Source organism: Methylotenera mobilis JLW8 (assembly GCF_000023705.1).
Classification (GTDB): domain Bacteria; phylum Pseudomonadota; class Gammaproteobacteria; order Burkholderiales; family Methylophilaceae; genus Methylotenera; species Methylotenera mobilis.
Map to the genome: position 1 here is coordinate 1,699,843 of NC_012968.1, position 19,057 is coordinate 1,718,899.

General features: G+C 46.1%; 20 protein-coding genes. 6 read left to right on the forward strand and 14 right to left on the reverse strand.

Going from position 1 to position 19,057, the window contains the following annotated elements:
* Window positions 1–90: 90 nt before the first annotated feature.
* Window positions 91–1,716 carry a CTP synthase gene (locus MMOL_RS07865; protein WP_015832491.1) on the reverse strand — a complete coding sequence of 542 codons (1,626 nt, stop codon included), beginning with the start codon at window positions 1,714–1,716 and terminating at the stop codon, window positions 91–93.
* A 262-nt stretch (window positions 1,717–1,978) separates the two neighbouring features.
* Between MMOL_RS07865 and MMOL_RS12105 the strand changes: the two genes are divergently transcribed.
* Window positions 1,979–2,104, forward strand: coding sequence for a DUF3149 domain-containing protein (locus MMOL_RS12105; RefSeq protein ID WP_015832492.1), 126 nt, complete (start codon window positions 1,979–1,981; stop codon window positions 2,102–2,104).
* 40 nt (window positions 2,105–2,144) lie between these two features.
* Here MMOL_RS12105 and MMOL_RS07870 read toward each other — a convergent pair whose 3' ends face one another.
* From MMOL_RS07870 to glyA, 6 genes are all read right to left on the reverse strand, one after another.
* Window positions 2,145–2,813: a class II aldolase/adducin family protein gene (locus MMOL_RS07870; RefSeq protein WP_015832493.1), complete on the reverse strand. Its 669-nt coding sequence runs from the start codon at window positions 2,811–2,813 to the stop codon at window positions 2,145–2,147.
* Between the two features lie 28 nt (window positions 2,814–2,841).
* Window positions 2,842–3,936 (reverse strand): S-methyl-5-thioribose-1-phosphate isomerase, encoded by a 1,095-nt coding sequence (mtnA, locus tag MMOL_RS07875; RefSeq protein ID WP_015832494.1) that lies wholly within the window; start codon window positions 3,934–3,936, stop codon window positions 2,842–2,844.
* A gap of 254 nt (window positions 3,937–4,190) precedes the next feature.
* On the reverse strand, window positions 4,191–5,003 hold the full coding sequence (locus MMOL_RS07880) for a TatD family hydrolase (RefSeq protein WP_015832495.1): 813 nt from the start codon (window positions 5,001–5,003) through the stop codon (window positions 4,191–4,193).
* Between the two features lie 156 nt (window positions 5,004–5,159).
* Entirely contained in the window at window positions 5,160–6,278 is a 1,119-nt protein-coding gene (ribD, locus tag MMOL_RS07885; RefSeq protein ID WP_015832496.1) for a bifunctional diaminohydroxyphosphoribosylaminopyrimidine deaminase/5-amino-6-(5-phosphoribosylamino)uracil reductase RibD, read from the reverse strand.
* 47 nt (window positions 6,279–6,325) lie between these two features.
* Window positions 6,326–6,811 (reverse strand): transcriptional regulator NrdR, encoded by a 486-nt coding sequence (nrdR, locus tag MMOL_RS07890; protein WP_015832497.1) that lies wholly within the window; start codon window positions 6,809–6,811, stop codon window positions 6,326–6,328.
* A 38-nt stretch (window positions 6,812–6,849) separates the two neighbouring features.
* The gene (glyA, locus tag MMOL_RS07895; RefSeq protein ID WP_015832498.1) at window positions 6,850–8,109 is read right to left on the reverse strand and encodes a serine hydroxymethyltransferase; all 1,260 of its coding nucleotides are present in this window, start codon (window positions 8,107–8,109) and stop codon (window positions 6,850–6,852) included.
* Between the two features lie 409 nt (window positions 8,110–8,518).
* On the opposite strand from glyA, the gene iscX reads away from it, so the two are divergent.
* From iscX to MMOL_RS07910, 3 genes are read left to right on the forward strand one after another with little or no spacing between them, the layout of a single operon-like run.
* Window positions 8,519–8,713: a Fe-S cluster assembly protein IscX gene (gene iscX, locus MMOL_RS07900; RefSeq protein WP_015832499.1), complete on the forward strand. Its 195-nt coding sequence runs from the start codon at window positions 8,519–8,521 to the stop codon at window positions 8,711–8,713.
* A 5-nt stretch (window positions 8,714–8,718) separates the two neighbouring features.
* The gene (locus tag MMOL_RS07905; protein ID WP_015832500.1) at window positions 8,719–9,084 is read left to right on the forward strand and encodes a DUF3307 domain-containing protein; all 366 of its coding nucleotides are present in this window, start codon (window positions 8,719–8,721) and stop codon (window positions 9,082–9,084) included.
* The gene (locus tag MMOL_RS07910; RefSeq protein ID WP_015832501.1) at window positions 9,084–9,557 is read left to right on the forward strand and encodes a retropepsin-like aspartic protease family protein; all 474 of its coding nucleotides are present in this window, start codon (window positions 9,084–9,086) and stop codon (window positions 9,555–9,557) included. Before MMOL_RS07905 ends, MMOL_RS07910 begins: the two co-directional genes overlap by 1 nt.
* Window positions 9,558–9,760: 203 nt before the next feature.
* Here the strand turns inward: MMOL_RS07910 and MMOL_RS07915 are convergent, their stop codons facing one another.
* The gene (locus MMOL_RS07915) at window positions 9,761–11,413 is read right to left on the reverse strand and encodes an alpha-D-glucose phosphate-specific phosphoglucomutase (RefSeq protein ID WP_015832502.1); all 1,653 of its coding nucleotides are present in this window, start codon (window positions 11,411–11,413) and stop codon (window positions 9,761–9,763) included.
* Between the two features lie 225 nt (window positions 11,414–11,638).
* Between MMOL_RS07915 and MMOL_RS07920 the strand changes: the two genes are divergently transcribed.
* Window positions 11,639–12,853, forward strand: coding sequence for an EAL and HDOD domain-containing protein (locus MMOL_RS07920; protein WP_015832503.1), 1,215 nt, complete (start codon window positions 11,639–11,641; stop codon window positions 12,851–12,853).
* 175 nt (window positions 12,854–13,028) lie between these two features.
* On the opposite strand, the gene MMOL_RS07925 is transcribed toward MMOL_RS07920, so the two are convergent.
* The gene (locus MMOL_RS07925) at window positions 13,029–13,790 is read right to left on the reverse strand and encodes a flagellar brake protein (RefSeq protein WP_015832504.1); all 762 of its coding nucleotides are present in this window, start codon (window positions 13,788–13,790) and stop codon (window positions 13,029–13,031) included.
* 289 nt (window positions 13,791–14,079) lie between these two features.
* Window positions 14,080–14,892: a TorF family putative porin gene (locus MMOL_RS07930; protein WP_015832505.1), complete on the reverse strand. Its 813-nt coding sequence runs from the start codon at window positions 14,890–14,892 to the stop codon at window positions 14,080–14,082.
* A 309-nt stretch (window positions 14,893–15,201) separates the two neighbouring features.
* Between MMOL_RS07930 and MMOL_RS07935 the strand changes: the two genes are divergently transcribed.
* Window positions 15,202–15,585, forward strand: coding sequence for a c-type cytochrome (locus MMOL_RS07935; protein WP_041928772.1), 384 nt, complete (start codon window positions 15,202–15,204; stop codon window positions 15,583–15,585).
* A 283-nt stretch (window positions 15,586–15,868) separates the two neighbouring features.
* Here the strand turns inward: MMOL_RS07935 and napH are convergent, their stop codons facing one another.
* The 4 genes from napH to mauG are packed head-to-tail and all read right to left on the reverse strand — an operon-like array spanning window position 15,869 to window position 19,056.
* Complete coding sequence (gene napH, locus MMOL_RS07945; protein WP_015832507.1) at window positions 15,869–16,729, reverse strand: quinol dehydrogenase ferredoxin subunit NapH; 861 nt, start codon at window positions 16,727–16,729, stop codon at window positions 15,869–15,871.
* Entirely contained in the window at window positions 16,729–17,427 is a 699-nt protein-coding gene (gene napG / locus MMOL_RS07950; protein WP_015832508.1) for a ferredoxin-type protein NapG, read from the reverse strand. Before napG ends, napH begins: the two co-directional genes overlap by 1 nt.
* 52 nt (window positions 17,428–17,479) lie before the next feature.
* Window positions 17,480–18,031 (reverse strand): cupredoxin domain-containing protein, encoded by a 552-nt coding sequence (locus MMOL_RS07955; protein ID WP_015832509.1) that lies wholly within the window; start codon window positions 18,029–18,031, stop codon window positions 17,480–17,482.
* Between the two features lie 2 nt (window positions 18,032–18,033).
* Complete coding sequence (gene mauG, locus MMOL_RS07960) at window positions 18,034–19,056, reverse strand: tryptophan tryptophylquinone biosynthesis enzyme MauG (protein ID WP_015832510.1); 1,023 nt, start codon at window positions 19,054–19,056, stop codon at window positions 18,034–18,036.
* Window position 19,057: the final 1 nt, after the last annotated feature.

The window sequence follows — 19,057 nt, forward strand, 5'->3', positions numbered from 1 at the left end:
CTTAAATATTAGCCATAAACAATATAGATAAACCCTGATGCTAGAAGCTGTTGGGTTTACCTATACCGGTATTGATTGCTAGATTATTTCTTATTTTTTATTGTCTAAGGCCGCTTGCACATAAGCCGTAAATAACGGATGGCCAGCACGCGGGTTAGAGGTAAACTCTGGGTGGAATTGGCAAGCCACAAACCAAGGATGCACGTTTTGTGGCAACTCAACCATCTCACATAAGTCTTCAGTCGGTGTTCTTGCAGAAACCACCAGACCAGCGGCTTTTAGCTGATTCACATAATGATTATTCACCTCATAGCGATGACGATGACGCTCATTCACTGCTGCACCGTAAATAGTTGCAGCTAGTGTGTTTGGCACGATTGGGCAGCTTTGTGCACCTAAACGCATGGTGCCGCCTAAATCAGAGTTTTCATCACGCTTTTCAATGTTGCCCGATGCATCTTGCCACTCATCAATCAGGCCAATCAGTTTATGTTGTGCCTGTGGATTAAACTCAGTACTGTTGGCATCGGTTAAGCCTGCTACGTGACGCGCAAACTCAATCACCGCCAGCTGCATGCCCAAACAGATACCCAAATAAGGTACTTTGTTTTCACGTGCGTATTGAATCGCAGCGATCTTACCTTCTGTACCACGTACACCAAAACCGCCTGGCACTAAAATCGCATCCATGCCCTGCAGCGCAGCTGTGCCTTTTTGCTCGATGTCTTCAGAATCCATATAGTGAATTTTCACTTTAGATTCGGTGTGGATACCTGCGTGGATCAACGCTTCGGTCAGTGACTTGTAAGACTCAGTTAAATCAACATATTTACCAACAAACGCTACATTCACTAAGTGTTTAGGGTTTGCCAACGCAGTAGCGATGCGCTCCCACTCTGCAAGATCAGCAGGTTTTGCCTGAATATCTAATTTATCGCAAATGATGCCATCCAAGTTTTGCTCATGCAGCAAGCCTGGGATTTTATAAATAGAATCGGCATCAATCGCACTAATCACAGCCTCTGATGCTACATTGGTAAACAATGCGATTTTTCTGCGTTCATCTTCAGGAATATTACGATCTGCGCGGCACAGCAACACATCTGGCTGAATACCAATTTCACGCAGTTCTTTCACTGAGTGCTGAGTAGGTTTGGTTTTTAATTCCCCCGCAGTTGGAATCCAAGGCAACAGGGTTAAATGGATGTAACAGGTATTGTTTCTACCCTCTTCAAAACCCATTTGGCGGATAGCTTCCAAAAATGGTAATGACTCGATATCACCTACCGTTCCGCCGACTTCAACGATCGCTACGTCAGCGCCCTCGGCGCCACGTTTTACATGGGCTTTAATTTCGTCGGTAATGTGTGGAATCACCTGTACCGTTTTACCTAGATACTCACCGCGACGCTCTTTTTTGATGACGGTTTCGTAGATTTGGCCGGTAGTGAAGTTATTGCGTTTACCCATACGCTGACTAATGAAGCGCTCGTAATGACCTAAGTCTAAGTCGGTTTCAGCCCCGTCATCGGTCACAAATACTTCACCGTGCTGAAATGGACTCATGGTACCTGGGTCAACGTTAATATAGGGATCTAGCTTGAGCATAGTCACTTTGATACCGCGTGACTCTAAGATTGCGCCTAAACTGGCGGCGGCGATGCCTTTACCAAGAGAGGAAACAACACCGCCGGTTACGAATACATATTTGGTCATGGAGAAGGCACTTAAATTATTATTTCAGACGGGAGCCTATTTTACTTTAAAGCCCTAACACCTACAAATAAAAACTCTTAATTCTGCGTTTATTTTACTGGCTTGCATTTTGCCCAGTATTTTAAATCCAGTCGTGAATGACGGTGATGGTACGCTAAGAAATTCACGCAATATTGATATAAATCAATCGAGTAAATTCTCACACGCATAAAATTACCAGCGGAATAATCAAGATGATTATATTTATTGAGGAGATTAGAGTATGTACGCAAATTTATTTGGCACATTTACCGGATTGTTAAGCTTGGGCGTGATTGTTTTTGTATTATTAATGGCAGCATTTTTCCTGCGTCTATTCTTCTCAGGCAAACCACAAAACGAACAATAAGCCTGACGAACCTAAGCTCAGCGCTTACGCATAATGCACACTAAGGGTTATTGGCCCATGCGCCATAGCCCTTAAACTTTTCATGTACTTCCAACATTTCCTGTTGCGTCAAAATATACGGCTCACCCACTTGCAGCGCTCTTAAATACTGCTCGCATAAGGTTTCCACTTCCAGCGTGACGTTTAAAGCTTTTTCTGCGTCTGCACCCACAGCGATCATGCCGTGATTAGCCAGCAAACAGGCGGTTCTATTTGTTAATGCGTGCAAAGCGTTATCCGACAACTGCTGACTACCAAACAGTGCGTAATCCGCACACTTGATACTATCACCACCCGCCACTGCAATCATGTAATGAAAAGCCGGAATATCGCGTCTTAAGGTGCTGAGCGTGGTCGCAAACATGCTATGTGTGTGCACCACTACATTCACTGCCGGCTTGGCTCGCAAAATATCCACATGAAAGCGCCATTCACTGGATGGCGCCAGTTCACCCTGTGCATGGCCGGTAAAATCCATCCACACCATATCGGCAGGACGCATATGTTCCACTGCCATACCCGAAGGGGTGATTAACAAACCACCTTGCCCTTGTGCATTCTGCACACGAATACTAGCATTGCCGGAAGTGCCACGATTCAAGCCTAACGCGCATAGCTTTTGGCTCAGCTCCAACAACTGCTCACGTGCATGCTTCAGTTCATCAGCCATCACTGTATCCCTAACTATATTCTTAGCGTTATCGCTGCATCATGCCTAATTGCTGCGGCGCAAACACCCCTTGCTCAGTAATGATACCCGTCACCAATCTAGCTGGGGTTACATCAAAAGCCGGATTGGCCACCTGCGTACCGTGCGGCAAGATATTCACGGTTGCCATCGTTCCATCGGCCTGCCTACCACTCATCCAAGACAACTCTTCAGCACCACGCTCTTCAATTTCTATCGACTTCAAACCGTCGTCTATAGTCCAGTCTATAGTAGGTGACGGCACCGCCGCATAAAACGGCACATGATGCCCCAGCACCGCGCTATCAAATGCTGCTAACGCTTTTAAATAGGTGCCGATTTTGTTACATACATCGCCTGTAGCCGTGACGCGGTCTGCGCCAACGATCACCATATCCACCTGTCCCTGCTGCATCAAATGCCCACCCGCATTATCGCTAATCACGGTATGCGGCACGCCATGCTGCCCCAACTCCCACGCAGTTAAACTGGCTCCTTGGTTACGTGGTCGCGTCTCTCCCACCCACACATGTACATCAACACCAGCGTTATGCGCCGCATAAATCGGCGCTAACGCTGTACCAAAATCGACCGTTGCCAGCCAACCTGCGTTGCAATGAGTAAGTATATTGATGGTACGTGCTTTTTGCTGATACTGCGCATGAATTAAAACCAGACCATGTGTACCAATTGCCTGATTAAGCTTTACATCTTCATCGCAGATATGCGCCGCTTCTGACCATGCTGCAGATTGGCGCTGCGCATCTGGCAAGCGTAGTAAAGCACTCAGCATACGCTGCACCGCCCACCTTAAATTCACTGCCGTTGGGCGACTAGCAATCAATAGCTCTGCAGACTGCTGCAAGTGTCGATCAGAACAGCTATCTAATGTTGAGAGTGCAATACCATAAGCCGCCGCCGCACCAATTAGAGGAGCACCACGCACCTGCATAGTTTTAATCGCGGTGATCATCTGTGCCAAGGTTGTTATTCTAGCCACTTCAAAAGCATGAGGCAGTTTGGTCTGGTCAATAACTTCAACACAGGGCTGCACATACTCAAAATTAGGCCAAATAGTACGGTATTGCTGATGGTTAACTAACATAAAAAACCTAACGATTTATACACTTTTTTATAAAAATTATTAAATATAAATATTGACTTCTAAAAAGTTCCTAAGAACTTAAAATACTACCCACAATATCTGTGGATAACTTTGTGAATTGTTGTGACTTAAAAACGTAACATACCAATTTATAAGGTTTTTTTAAAATCGCTTATTTTTTAATCTATTATTTAGTATATATAAATCAATAACTTACAAAACAACCGTTGATTGTTAACGTTTTTTTGGCTTTCTTAATGTAGTGCATTAACTGGTGTGCATAAGTCAGCTAATTTTGGCATGATTTTTATGGCGTTGGCACCAGTAATATCAAGCACTTGAGCCACATCAACCTGCCTTAAATCTGCTAAAACCTGTGCAATTTTCATGAGCTCTGCAGGGCTATTTCTGCCTGCGTTCCCTAACCATTCCGGCGGAATATCCGGCGCATCAGTTTCCAGCACGATTGCCTCCAAAGGCAGCTGCGTCGCTAATGCGCGAATCTTTAACGCACGTGAATAAGTCATTGCACCACCAAACCCCAGCTTAAACCCTAACGCCATGAATTGCTCAGCTTGCTGCATGCTGCCGTTAAACGCGTGCGCAATACCACCGCACACTTTATGTTTACGCAATTGCTTTAACACATCATCAATCGCGTGCCGCACATGCAGAATCACTGGTAAATCGTAAGCTTGCGCAATTTTAAGCTGCTCTACAAAAAAATGGGTTTGCAGCTTGATGTTTTCAGGGTGCGTACTTGGAGTGCTCAGAAAGTAATCCAAGCCAATTTCTCCAATCGCAACGGGCTGGTGGTTTTGCACATAGGTGCGTAGTGCGTCGATATCAACTAATGCAGATTGTTCTACATACATAGGATGCACACCAAGCGCGTACACACAGTTTGGATAGTCCTGACACAGCTTGATGACAGTATCAAAGTATGCACGCGTCACAGCCGGAACCACAATGCCAGACACGCCATTCTCAAACGCAGCGCACACGATATGATCGCGGTCGGCATCAAACTCGGCTGCATCCAGATGGCAGTGGGTATCAATCAGCACGATGACTCCATTTTCATTTAAGCGCTAACATAGTGCCAAATATGCAATATCAAATACACGTGGCTAGCTAGACTATATTTGTGATTACACAGGTTTGACCATACATCAGCAGCGGATAGTTCTGCGTCACTCAAAATTGAGATAGCAGCATCAGGACTAAGCTACAGGCACAATAGGTTTGGCGCGTACGCGAATATCTGCACCAACCTGACGAACATCTAACACTTGCAAATCAGGTACCTGTTGCATGGTAGTAAATGCTGGCATTGCAAACATGCCGTGCGCAGCGCTGCCCATCAATTTAGGTGCGTAATAAAAAATAAACTCATCTATCAGGCCTGCATGTAGCAATCCACCATTCAGACCCTGCCCAGCCTCCACCAACACTTCATTCACATCTCGTTGCGCTAACACTTGCAACAACTGGGCTAAATCTACCTGCTGCGTTTGATTCGGGATGCAAAGCAACTCAGCACCTGTTGCCGCCAACACTGCAGCGCGCTGCTCCGTATCTACTACATAAGCCACCAGCACGGGGCTCTGTGCCAGCATAGTTGGCTCAAGCATGTTACTGTTTAGCGGTAATTGTAATTTGCTATCCACTATCACCCGCAACGGCTGGCGAGTAGCTGTAGGAAAACGCACTGTCATGCTCGGGTTATCAGCCAATACCGTGCCGATACCGGTCAAAATCGCGCAAGACTGCGCACGCCAGTGCTGTACATCTTGCCGCGCAGCCTCGCCGGTAATCCATTGGCTTTTGCCGTTACTAAGGGCGGTGCGACCATCTAAACTGGCAGCAATTTTGCTGCGCACATATGGAAAACCACGCGTCATACGCGCAATAAAGCCGACATTTAGCGCAACAGCCTCTTGCTCCAACACACCAACCACTACCTCTACCCCTTGCGCACGCAGCGCAGTTACACCACGCCCTGCTACTAACGGATTAGGGTCTTGCATGGCGATCACCACACGTTTTGGTTTGGCAGCAATCACTGCTTGTACGCAAGGCGGCGTTCGGCCAAAGTGACTACACGGCTCTAGCGTCACGTAAACGTCTGCGCCTTCTGCTAACGCACCCGCTTGTCGCAGCGCAAATACTTCGGCATGTGGTTCACCCGCTTTATGGTGAGCACCTTGCCCGACAATTTGCTGATCGCGCACAATGACACAACCCACACGTGGATTAGGTTGAGTGGTGTACAAACCTTGCGCTGCCAAGCGCAATGCAAGGTTCATGTAGGTATGGTCAGATGTAGATAATGTAGACAAAAACGTTGAGGGGCGGTCGGTGGGTTAACGATAGATTCAGAGGTATTTTAAGTATCGGTAGTGCGGCGCTTGGGGGCTACGGCTTGCACGTCCAAATCGCGGATAACATCATTAAAGTCATCCACATCAGAAAAGCTGCGATACACCGAAGCAAAACGGATATAAGCCACTTTATCCATCATTTTAAGCTCATGCATCACCATTTCGCCTAAGTCCCTAGCGTGCACTTCACGCTCGCCACGCGCCAAAATTTTCTGCGTCACATGGTCTAGCGCTTTATCCACGTATTCGGTTGGCACCGGGCGCTTATGCAGCGCGCGGGTAAATGACACCCTTAACTTCTCACGCTTAAACTCTTCGCGTGTACCATTTTGCTTCACAACCTGCGGTAAGTGCAGTTCTGCCGTTTCATAGGTAGTAAAGCGCTTATCACATGCACCGCACTTACGGCGGCGACGAATTGAATCACCCTCATCATTGACTCTAGAGTCAATGACTTGGGTATCATCTGTTCCACAAAAAGGACACTTCACAATTAGCCTTAAATGAGCTTTAAATTAACCTTGGCAGATTAACCTTGATACACTGGGAATCTTGCAGTTAAAGCATGTACTTTCACTTTAGTTGCTGCAATCACTGCTTCATCGGTTGGGTTATCCAACACGTCAGCGATTAGATTAGCAACCAAACGCGCTTCTTCTTCTTTGAAGCCACGGGTGGTGATTGCCGGTGCACCGATACGGATACCAGAAGTCACGAATGGGCTCTCTGGATCATTAGGAATCGCGTTTTTGTTCACAGTAATGTGCGCTAAACCTAAAGCTGCATCTGCCGCCTTACCGGTTAAACCTTTAGGACGTAAATCCACCATGAACATGTGTGATTCAGTGCGGCCAGAAATAATACGTAAACCGCGTGCTGTTAAAGTCTCTGCCATCACTTGTGCATTCTTAATCACTTGCGCTTGATAGGTTTTAAACTCTGGCTGACCAGCTTCTAAGAACGCAGTAGCTTTTGCCGCAATCACGTGCATCAATGGGCCGCCTTGCAAGCTTGGGAACACGCTAGAGTTCAATGACTTCTCAAACTCAGCTTTAGCCATAATGATACCGCCACGTGGGCCGCGCAAAGTTTTGTGGGTAGTAGAAGTTACGAAATCAGCGTGCGGCACTGGGTTAGGGTAAACGCCAGCAGCAATCAAACCTGAGTAGTGCGCCATGTCAACCATGAAGTATGCACCAACTTTTTTCGCAATCTCAGCCATACGTGCCCAGTCAAAACGCAAAGCGTAAGCTGAAGCACCGCCAATTAATAATTTTGGTTTACATTCAACGGCAATGCGCTCCATCTCGTCGTAGTCGATCTCTTCTTTATCGTTCAAGCCGTATGGCACGATGTTAAACAATTTACCAGAAAGATTAGCTGGTGAACCGTGCGTCAAGTGACCACCGTGACCTAAGTTCATACCCATTACGGTATCACCTGGCTTCAAGATAGAGAAATACACCGCTTGGTTTGCTTGTGAACCAGAATGCGGTTGCACATTGGCATATTCTGCGCCATAGAGTGCTTTCAAACGGTCAATCGCAAGCTGTTCAACTTGGTCAACAAACTCACAGCCACCATAAAAGCGTTTGCCTGGGTAGCCCTCTGCGTACTTATTGGTCAACTGAGAACCTTGCGCCTGCATTACCGCTGGGCTGGTGTAGTTTTCAGAAGCAATCAGTTCGATGTGTTCATGTTGACGCACTACCTCTTGCTCAATCATGCCCCACAATGCAGGGTCAGCTTGATTTAAAGTATTGGCGTAGTTAAATGGTGCTTGCGACATGGTTTTTAGTTTTCCAAATATTTGAATAAAAGGGAGTTGTTCTCATTTTAACATGACCAGCCTTCATCGTTAAGCCGAAGTAGCAAAGTTATAAAACTTAGCCACAAAACACCACAGAGATGCACAAATGGTTGATATCAACCATATTGGTTTATTTTGGTGCACCAATCAAGCACAGTAAAACAGGCAACCAATTGAATTTTAACAATATTTTAATTGGCACCTTACTTGCTTTTATTTATAGCAGTGCATATCTCCAAATTGCCCCTTAACCCGTACGCTCCACAAAGTGCTACGGGTTTTTTTTGCTTATAAGTTTTATCTGGATAAATTCCACCTAGAAAGAATGCTAGGCATGATTTTTATGGGGGACAAAGCTATAATCCACAAACCATAAGGAGAAAAACGCATGAAATGGACGGACAGCCAAGCAATCGCAGAGGCACTTTACGACAAACACCCAGATATTGACCCAAAAACTATCCGCTTTACGGATTTAATGGAATGGGTACTCCAGCTTGATGGATTTAATGATAGCCCTGATAAGTGCGGCGAAAGAATCCTAGAAGCTATACAACTGGCCTGGATTGAGGAAGCAGACTAAAACCAATGTTTGAAGCCTTGCTTTGCTTGTTTATCAAGCACTTTATCTGCGACTTCCCGTTGCAGGCATCCCCCTGGATGTACAAAAACAAAAGTACCTATGGCCATGCCGGAGGCATCGCACATGCAGCGATACATGGCATAGGCACTTTCATGGTGCTTGCCTACTGGCTGGGAGCCGCAGCATGGGTGTTCGCACTAGCAGACATGATGATTCACTATCATATCGACTGGGCTAAAATGAACCTCAGCAGCAAGTTCGGCTGGCAAGCCAGCACTAGTGAATGGTTTTGGATACTACTCGGCTTCGACCAGCTATTGCATCACCTGACCTACATTGCCATCGTGGCCATGGCTTTTAAGCTAGCATAATGAGCAGAAACACTCTACTTTCCATCATTATCTGGCTGACACTGGCAGGTGTTATTTATTACCTCGCTGACAGCATTCAAAATCCAAATAAAATTTACACCTTGGGCAACTCTAGTTCAGTGGTACTAAAACGTGGGCTAGATGGCCATTACCGCAGTGAAGCGCTTATCAATGGTAAAAAAGTTAAGGTATTGGTAGATACCGGCGCCACCGGAGTAGCCATTTCACAATCGACAGCAGACTTACTTAACCTAAAAAGCATTAACGCCGTGCGCACCAATACCGCCAATGGCGATAGCGTAGGCTATATGGTCAGGTTAGATTCGGTGCAAATAGGCGGTGTGCATGCGCACAACGTCGCCGCCATGATTGCGCCAGGACTGGATGGTGACGTGTTGCTAGGCATGTCGTTTTTAGGACGCATGGACATACGCTTATATAAAGGTGAAATGACGATCACCCAAGTTGAATAAAAACCTAAATTGAATAAAATCGTAAGCTGAATGAGACAGTAAGTTGAACAAGACAGCAATAAGCAATATCGAAGGTTGAATAAAACCAAAAGTCTGAGTAAGTCCCGTCGAGTCATTCAACTGAATAGCACTAGTTGCATCACAGCATGCGAGCTAGGCAGAACGCCAACTCGCATACCTGACCAATCATCATGCAATCAATACTATGTAATCACAGTAGGTGCCACGCGGCCAGTTTTTTCTACCAGCTGTGAAATCTGCAGCGCAATTCGTATCATTTCAGCTAACGCTACCTGTGCATCCAAGTGATGTTTTGCGCTATCCGGCTCATACGCTTCTAGGTAAATACGCAAAGTTGCCCCTTCCGTGCCGGTACCAGACAGCCTGAATACAATACGTGAGCCATCAGTAAATAGCACTCGGATCCCTTGATTATTACTGACCGAGCCATCAATCGGATCATGGTAGCTAAAATCGTCACACAATTTAACCGTGTAGCTGCCGAACACCTGCCCCGGCAAGCTGGAGAACTGCGATTTAATATGCGCAATCACGCTATTGGCGGCTTCAGTTGGAATTGCCTCATAATCATGTCGCGAGTAGACGTTACGCCCATACTCCAGCCAATGCGCTTTTAAAATGGCTTCCACGCTCATTTGCTTAACAGCAATCACATTCAGCCAGAACAGCACTGCCCATAAGCCATCTTTCTCGCGCACATGGCTAGAGCTGGTGCCAAAGCTCTCCTCACCGCATAACGTCACCTGACCGGCATCCATCAAATTGCCGAAGAATTTCCAGCCTGTAGGCGTCTCGAAGCTTGGTATATTTAACTTGGCTGCCACACGATCGACTGCGCCGCTGGTTGGCATAGAGCGTGCAACGCCAGCAATCCCGTTTTTATATGCCGGCACTAGAGTGGCATTGGCAGCTAACACAGCCAAACTGTCCGACGGCGTAACAAAAAAGTTTTGCCCTAAAATCATATTACGGTCACCGTCCCCATCTGAGGCTGCGCCAAAATCGAGCGCATTTTCACCAGCAAACATGATTTTCACTAACTCTTCTGCATAAGTTAAGTTAGGGTCAGGATGCCCACCGCCAAAATCTTCAGAAGGCTCACAGTTCATTAAGCTATCAGTTGAAGCACCGAGACGATTTACAAAAATCTCTTTGGCGTATGGCCCGGTTACCGCATGCATCGCATCAAACTTCATTTCAAAGCCCGATGCCAACAACTGACGGATAGCCTTAAAATCAAACAGGCTTTGCATTAAATCAGCATAATCCTGCACCGCATCAATCACCTGCACGGTGAAGGTCTGGTCAGATACAGCCCCTGCAAACTGGGTCTCGCCGATGGTATCAATATCCACCAGCGGTAAATCAGAAATTTTATACTCGGCAATGACCTTACTTTTAGCAAAAACTTCGTCAGTAATTTTCTCCGGTGCTGGCCCACCATTACCGATGTTGTACTTGATACCAAAATCACCGTGAATACCGCCTTGATTATGACTTGCCGACAACACCATACCGCCAAATGTTTTATATTTACGGATAACATGCGATGCCGCGGGCGTTGACAAAATACCGCCCTGTCCGATCAACACTCGGGTAAAACCGTTGGCAGCTGCCATGCTAATAATCGTCTGGATAGCTTGCCTATTATGGTAACGCCCATCGCCGCCCACCACTAATACTGCATCATTTGGCACGACTAGTGTGTCAAACAAACTTTGCACAAAGTTTTCCAGATAATGTTCTTGCTGGAATATTTTTACTTTTTTGCGCAAACCGGATGTGCCAGGTTTTTGGTCACTGTATGGCTGGCTTGGCGTTACGATTATTTTCATGAGTTTTGCTCTCTTATTAGAATCTACTGCACACAATATAAGGTATGTTGTTCATCTCAACAACAATTCTGCATACCTTACCAAATATTTCAAAAATACAATACGCGGCAAGCTTTAGTCAGGTAGAATTTTATTACAATAATTAAAGTGCCAAGCATCGCGGTTACGCTTGCGTTACCTCATAAAGTTTAGCATCAGACTATCAGAACTCGTTAGGGCTATAAAATGGAAAATCAAGTATTTATTGGGCGCCAGCCTATTATGGATTTGAAACAGCACATCATCGGCTATGAGCTGCTATTTAGACACAGTGCTGATGCTGATAGCGCCGTATTTGAAGATGGTCTGAAAGCCTGCTCCAATGTGTTGATCAACACCATGGGCGATATGGACGTGCAATGGCTGCTGGGTGACAAGTTAGCATTTATCAACGTCAATGAGGCGATGCTATTGAGTGAGTTTATAGAACTCATGCCGCCACAGCGTACCGTGCTGGAAATCCTGCGCACAGTGGTAGCAGGAGATGCCGTGGTTGAACGCTGTAGAGAGTTAAGCAAGCTCGGCTATAAAATCGCGCTGGATAACCCACAACTTGGTACACAATTAGAGCTTCTCGCTCAATTTGCCAGCTTTGTAAAAGTTGATGCGCTAAGCGTAAACCCACAAGAGGCACGTAAGCTATTCCAGAAATATGCCGCGCCGAACGTACAAATGGTGGCAGAGAAAATTGAAACGCTAGAGCAGTTTGAAGCATATAAAGAAATTGGCTTTAGACGCTTTCAGGGCTTTTACTTTGCTCGACCAGAAACCTTTACCGCCAAGGTCATCAACCCGTCGTTTGATAGCGTATTAAACCTGCTCAATTTAGTCACGCAGGACTCAGACAACAGTGATATTGAAAATGGCTTTAAACGTGATGCCGCGCTTTCATTTAAGTTGCTACGTTATATCAACTCTGTAGGTTTTGGGCTTTCCTGTGAGATTCAGTCCATTCAACATGCGCTCACCATTTTGGGCAGAAAACAGCTTTACCGCTGGCTCACACTACTGATGGTGACCGCAGGGGAAAACTCAACACCGCCAGCATTGATGAAAACCTCTATCACCCGTGGACGCCTAACCGAACTGCTAGGCGAAAGCTACTTTGAGAAACATGATAGAGATAATCTATTTATCGTTGGCGTATTCTCGCTGCTAGATGCCATTCTAAAAATGCCGATGGATCAGGTACTGGAAAAAATTCAGCTGCCGGAAAATGTTTCTGAGGCGCTACTTACTCGCGGTGGCGTGTACGGGCCATTCTTACAATTAACAGAAGCCTGCGAAGGTGCTGATAGCAAGCGGATTTTAGAACTAGCAGAACTGCTGCAATACGATGCAGACAAGGTCAATGAGTGTCATATCGCAGCCCTAGCATGGGCTGAGTCTCTCGGGATTTAATAGGCTTGACGCTTAACGGCTTGGGAATTTAAATACACAGTGTATGAGCACACTGTGTATTTAACTATTTACGTTATCGAGCTATCAGACTAAGCTAACTCAGACTTAAACTAAACCAGCTAAAACCAAGTTAGCTAAATAATCAAACTACCTAAAATAAATTACGCGGCATCACTTAAGCGGCGCCATGCGCCAAAGCGATGGCTTGACGCTCCAAGATATAAACATAGCGGTTAATCAGACCTTCATTACCTCTTGAAGGCTCCACGTATTCGAATCCTACACGATACTTAGTCATCACATCCTGCACGTGTATTTCCGTAATATTTTTTACCTTTAACGTAAGATTGGTTTCACCGACATCGGGAAAACCAATTTTACAGCCATTGAATGCCTGACCAAGCACCAAGGCTGGATTAAGTGGTGCTGCCACCAATGTGCCGATGCCGCCTAAGCTGACATCCACCAAGCTGAGCTCCAAGATAGTTTCTTCTGCAGGATTCAGCACGTCCGGTACCGGAATTTTGCATACGACAGGATTAGCTACCGGCGTGGCAAAGCGATAGAAATCGCGGCGTTGCAGGCGAACCATGTCTTTTGGCAGTGCAATTTTAATCGCCTTACCGTCTTTTAACTCAACACCGGCTATATGCGCACTGGTCCATTTTATTTTTACGCCATCTTCTTTGATAAACACCACATGGTTACTGGCAAGCAAGCGACGGTTAAACTCATCATCAACGCCCACATCTAAATACACCGCGCCAGTTTTAGCATCAATGCTGATAATGCTGGTCAGATAAACATCAGCACCGTGATTAAATGTCACTTTAATCATAGACTTATGCTTAATTAAGTCGTTTATAATCTGTGTAACCTCTTTCGGGTTGTGCACAATATACTGCTCTTCATTATGTACAAATGCGGCGTGTTCCATTTCATTCCTATAAAGCTGTCGTGCTATAAACGTTAGACTTATTAAACCTAGTACTCAAACCTAGTGCTCAAATCCAGCACTCAAATATAGCTCTCAAAACCAGACTATCAACCACAAAAATCTCTGTAAACAACCGCAAATAATAGCACATACTCTATTAGGTAAATACTTAGTTACCCTTATGATAGTCTTATCTTTAACTTGCATGGCTAACAGACACAAAAAAGCCAGCTCTTGGCTGGCATTTTCGTAACACTTAGTCCTGCAAAGCACCCGCTTCCCACAGCATTTAAAACGTACGTTTAATATATCCTATGAAACGGTCGTTACCAGTCTCCCAGCCCTTAGCGTCAACATACCAGCTATCACTAGCATTGGTGGTAGTGTAGTTAAGGCCGGCATTCCAGCCTGTGCTGTTTGCAATGCTAAAATCTTTATTCACGCCTACTAGCCAATCAGTATAGTTTGCCTGCGAATAATGTTGCACAGTCTGGCGACCAACATGCATCAATAAATTCAGGTCGGCAATTGGCAGTTTGCAGTTGAAGTTTAACTCGGTATAGCCTGAGCCACGTGAGTTGCCGTTACCAGCGTAGTTATTGTTAATGCCAAAGAAATTAGACAGTGCGTAAGAGTGCTTTAATGTGAGATTCTCATACATTAACGCAGCATTAATTTCAGTAGTGTTAGCAGAGTCCCCCCTGTTAGTAGTACCGTGGCCAGCGTGTTTACCGTGAGGATAGAAGTACTCTATAAAGCCCACACTCATGCTTAATTTGTCAGTTAAGGGCTGTACATAGCCACCATACAGGTCTTTTTCGACCGTATTGCCATACACTGCTCCACTATCTATATTGGTTGCCCAGATGCCGAGATAAAAACCGCTGCTGTGTGTGTAGTCAAACCCGCCCTGTATCGAGCCGTGTTCTCTAGTGTAAGAAATGCCACGGAATGTGTAGTCGCTGAAGAATCCAACGTTTGTTGTTAATGTATGTGGTGAAGATTTTTCGCTCACCTCTTCAGCAGCATAAGCCTGCGGCATCGCACAGAAAACCGGGGCTAATATTGCTGTTTGTATTGCCGATTTCAATAAGTGTTTCATAATTCCCCTTGGTAACCTCCATAGAAAAATACTTAAATAAAAAGTGTTTACTGCTACAGCTTTACTGCCAGGAAATTGGGAACAAGTTGCATCGGGTAACATGCAAATGAAACCACCAACACCTCGCTACCATGTTGATTTATAGGTGTAACTATTATGGGCGCGCAAAAAAACGTACGTTATACAAAAACGGCAACACACGCTGCTTTATCCACCTGTTTTAGCTACGGTTATGCCGATTTTTGTCATCATGCTGTAATAGTCACGCCTACAATCAAGGCTCGAAATAACCTTGTGGAGTTTTTTATTATGCGTAGTCAATTAACAGTGGCTTCAGAGCCAAGCACTGCTGCTCATACCAGCAAAAAATCATTTGTATCAAACATTATTCTGGCGGCAGCTTTAGGTTTGTCAGCACAACTTGCGCTAGCCGACGATGCCGTACCTGCGGGCGAAGCTCTGGCTCAAAAAGGTGGCTGTCTGATGTGTCATACCATGACAAAACGCAATGTGGGCCCTGCATTTAAAGATGTAGCTGCTGTATATAAAGGCCAAGATGTAGAAGATAAATTGATTAATAAAATTAAAAAAGGCGGCCGCGGTAGTTGGGGCGTGCTACCTATGCCGCCTAACGAAGGCAAATTAACGGACGATGAGTTCAGAGAAGTCGTGCGCTGGATTAGAGCTATGTAAAGGTCAGAGCCATGTAAATCAGAGTCTATAGGCTCTGATTTTACTTATGACTTTTCTTAGCGTGACTTCTCTTAGCGGGGCTTGCCCCGCTTTTTTACGCTGTAGAACCCAATTGCAGTATATCCCGGCAAAAATGTAAGACATGTATATCAAAAACTTCATATCAACTAGCGCAGGTTGACTAGTCTGCGAGACATGATTGAATTTAGCTGCTGTGTTATTCAGCAGACCTTGTTTTACCATATAGGTGTTGCCATTTAGCAAGACATGGTCTGTATCAAATTCATTTTTTTACAATTGGGATACCGCGAAATGAACTGACACGGCTTAGATCTAACTTCATAGACAATGACCCGCTGCCACATTTATCGACGCACGCACCGCAGCGGGTACAATCACTGTCAGTAACCGTCACGGCTTTCTGAGCAACCAAAGGCGCTAGCACATGAGGCTCAGGACAGACCTTGATACAGTCGGTACAGCCTGAACATGCATCTGTCTTGACTGCCATGATACGCAGCCTGCCATAATGCCCTATCCATCGGTAAAAAGCGCCCACTGGACAAAGATGGCCGCACCAGCCACGACGCGTCACGAGAAAATCAAACATAAACAATGCTGCTAGGAATGTGAGCCCCGCGGCAGAGGTCCACATAATTTCACGCTGCAACAACGTGATTGGATTGATATCTTCCCAAGCAAGCGTGCCGGTGATCACAGACAGCACTAGCGCCATGACCAGTAGTACTGACCGCAAATCTTGCGACATGGTCAGGTTGCCCTTAATCTTAAACTTCTGCCGTAGCCAGTACGCAGCATCGGTCATCATATTGATGGGGCACACCCAGCTACAATAGATGCGACCGCCAAAAAATGCATAAAATCCTCCCACAATGGCTGCCCCGATTAGCGCAGTCTGCGCTAGAGGAGCACCTGCAAGCCATGATTGCAGCAGCACAAACGGGTCAGTAAGCGGTACATTCCAGAACCAGAGACTAGAAGAAAGATTACCATGCGCGATACGCCCCACTTCCGGAATATCAACCACAAAAGCAAGCACGATCAGAATTTGCAGCGTACGACGCATTAGTAGCCAGCGATGGCTTTTAACGTAAGAAACTATTCGTCGGAATAAATTCACCATTACCTACGTCCCATTGCATTAGTGCCAGAAATACCTAAGCCAAGTTCGCGCGGCAATACGCGTATCGTCGCTTCGGACAGTACACAGTGTTTTTCGCAGGTGCCACAACCAGTACATTTATCTGGGTCAACCGTCGGAATCTGTAATACACCACGCTCGTTTTGAATCGGTTTTAGCGAGATCGCTTCACCACGGATCGGACATACACGGACACAGATACTACAGGTCAGGCCTTTATAATTTAGGCAGTTTTCATGGTCTACCAGCACCGCCACACCCATATCCGCCTTGCGGATATCAGTCAACAGAGGATCAAGCGCACCAGTTGGACAGGCTTTTACACAAGGAATATCAGTGCACATGCGGCAAGGGTCCTGGCGTGCTACAAAAAATGGAGTGCCCAATGGTGCAGGGTCAGCCCAAGTTGCCAGTTTGAGGATATCGTAGGGGCAATCTTTGACACATAAGCCGCAGCGGATGCAGGTTGAATCAAACTCTTTTTCCGGCAATGCGCCAGGCGGCCTGAGAATTTTGGCGGCTCGTGCAGGTCGAGAAAAAATAGCCGCCTGCGCAACCATTGTGCCTAACACAGCCACACCGGCATGACGGAATATGCGTTTAATGGCCTTCCTGCGCTCTGGATTTTCTATCGCAGATTTGACAGCAACTGACACTTTTTCGGGTACATGCTCAGTCATCTCTTGCTCCTATCTTATCTTTATACTGCAGTCATCAATCAGTTTGGCTTAATCACTCACTAATTATCATGTTTGCGCGTATCACCGGATGGATCCAGCACCGGAACACATACTCGCCTTCGGCATCATCCGGTACCGTCCAGCTGACAATATCTCCTGGAATCTGAATTTCAAGATTGACCACAGTACCGTCAGGATAGGTCACATAAAGTGCATGTGTAATATTGGAACGGTTTTCAATCTCGATACGATCTTTGCGTTTTGGCACAAATGACCACGCCTCAAGCTCGTGATGCGACAGCGTCATTTTGTGCAAGGTTGCCCCTGGCGCTAATGGCGTAACTACACCCTGCTCCGCTCTGGACGGGTAAACCTTGCTTGAAGCATCACGTTTTGGAACATCATGACCGGTATGATCCTGCTCAGCATATGAACTCGTGCATACGCCCAGCATCATGGCTGCCATCAAGGTAACTATTGATAATTTACGCCGCAACACACTAGCGGAATACGAAACGCCCGTTTTATGTGTATTGATAGCTACATGCCACAATCTTCCTAATATCTGCTTCATCACATCACCTTCAATTCTTGCTGTACGCATACTTACTGTGGCATCCGAGGATAATCCACCTTCAAGGCGCCGCCATCCAGCGTCTTAACAAATTCAATCAGTGATAATCTTTCCGCGTCGGTCAATTCAAATGGTTTCATTTCCAGCGAACGGCTCTTGCGGTCAATACCACCCTTTTCATAGTGCTTGACCACTTCGTCCAAACCACTCATCGCACCATCGTGCATATATGGACCATTAATCGGCAGATCACGTAACGATGGTGTTTTGAACGCATACTGCATGAGCGTTACTTGCGGCGGCACTTTTGCACCGCGGCCAATATCTTCAGTACGCAGGCCGATATCATGGAAACTATCATCGGTAAAACGCCACGACTTATGGCAGGAGGCACATTGCGCCTTGCCTGTGAATAATTTAAAGCCATGTTTAGAACGCTCGCTAATCGCGCTTTCATCACCAGCAACCCAGCGGTCAAAAGGCGCTGCATTAGAAACCAGTGTTCTCTCGAAGCTCGCTAGCGCTTCGGTAATTCGCTTTTTGTTCACCGTAGCATCACCAAACGCCTGTGTAAACAAAGGACGGTATCCTTGTATGCTTTCCAAGCGTGCTACTACGCTAGGCATATCAAAATTCATTTCATGCGGGGTAGTAATCGGCAGCACGGCTTGTGCCTCTAAAGAGCCGGCACGGCCATCCCACATCAAGGCTGAAAGCCACGCACTATTGAGCACGGTTGGTGTGCGGCGTGCGTTTGCTACATGTTCTGATCCCAACGGGCGTAAACGACCATCGCTCCAGCGCTTATCTGGCGCATGGCAGGTGGCACAAGACATACTATTATCACGAGATAGACGCGCATCAAAAAACAGCGTCTTACCTAAATTTGCTTTATCTTCCGTCAACGGATTAGATGAAGGTGACGGAATTCCCTCCGGCCGGCGAAAATCGTCTTTTGTAACGATTTCGCCAGCGTGTGAAATACCCGCCACCGCCATATTCATGACGAGAAGCAGGCCCATCAAGCGTGTACCGGGCCTAGTTCTCATTTTCATT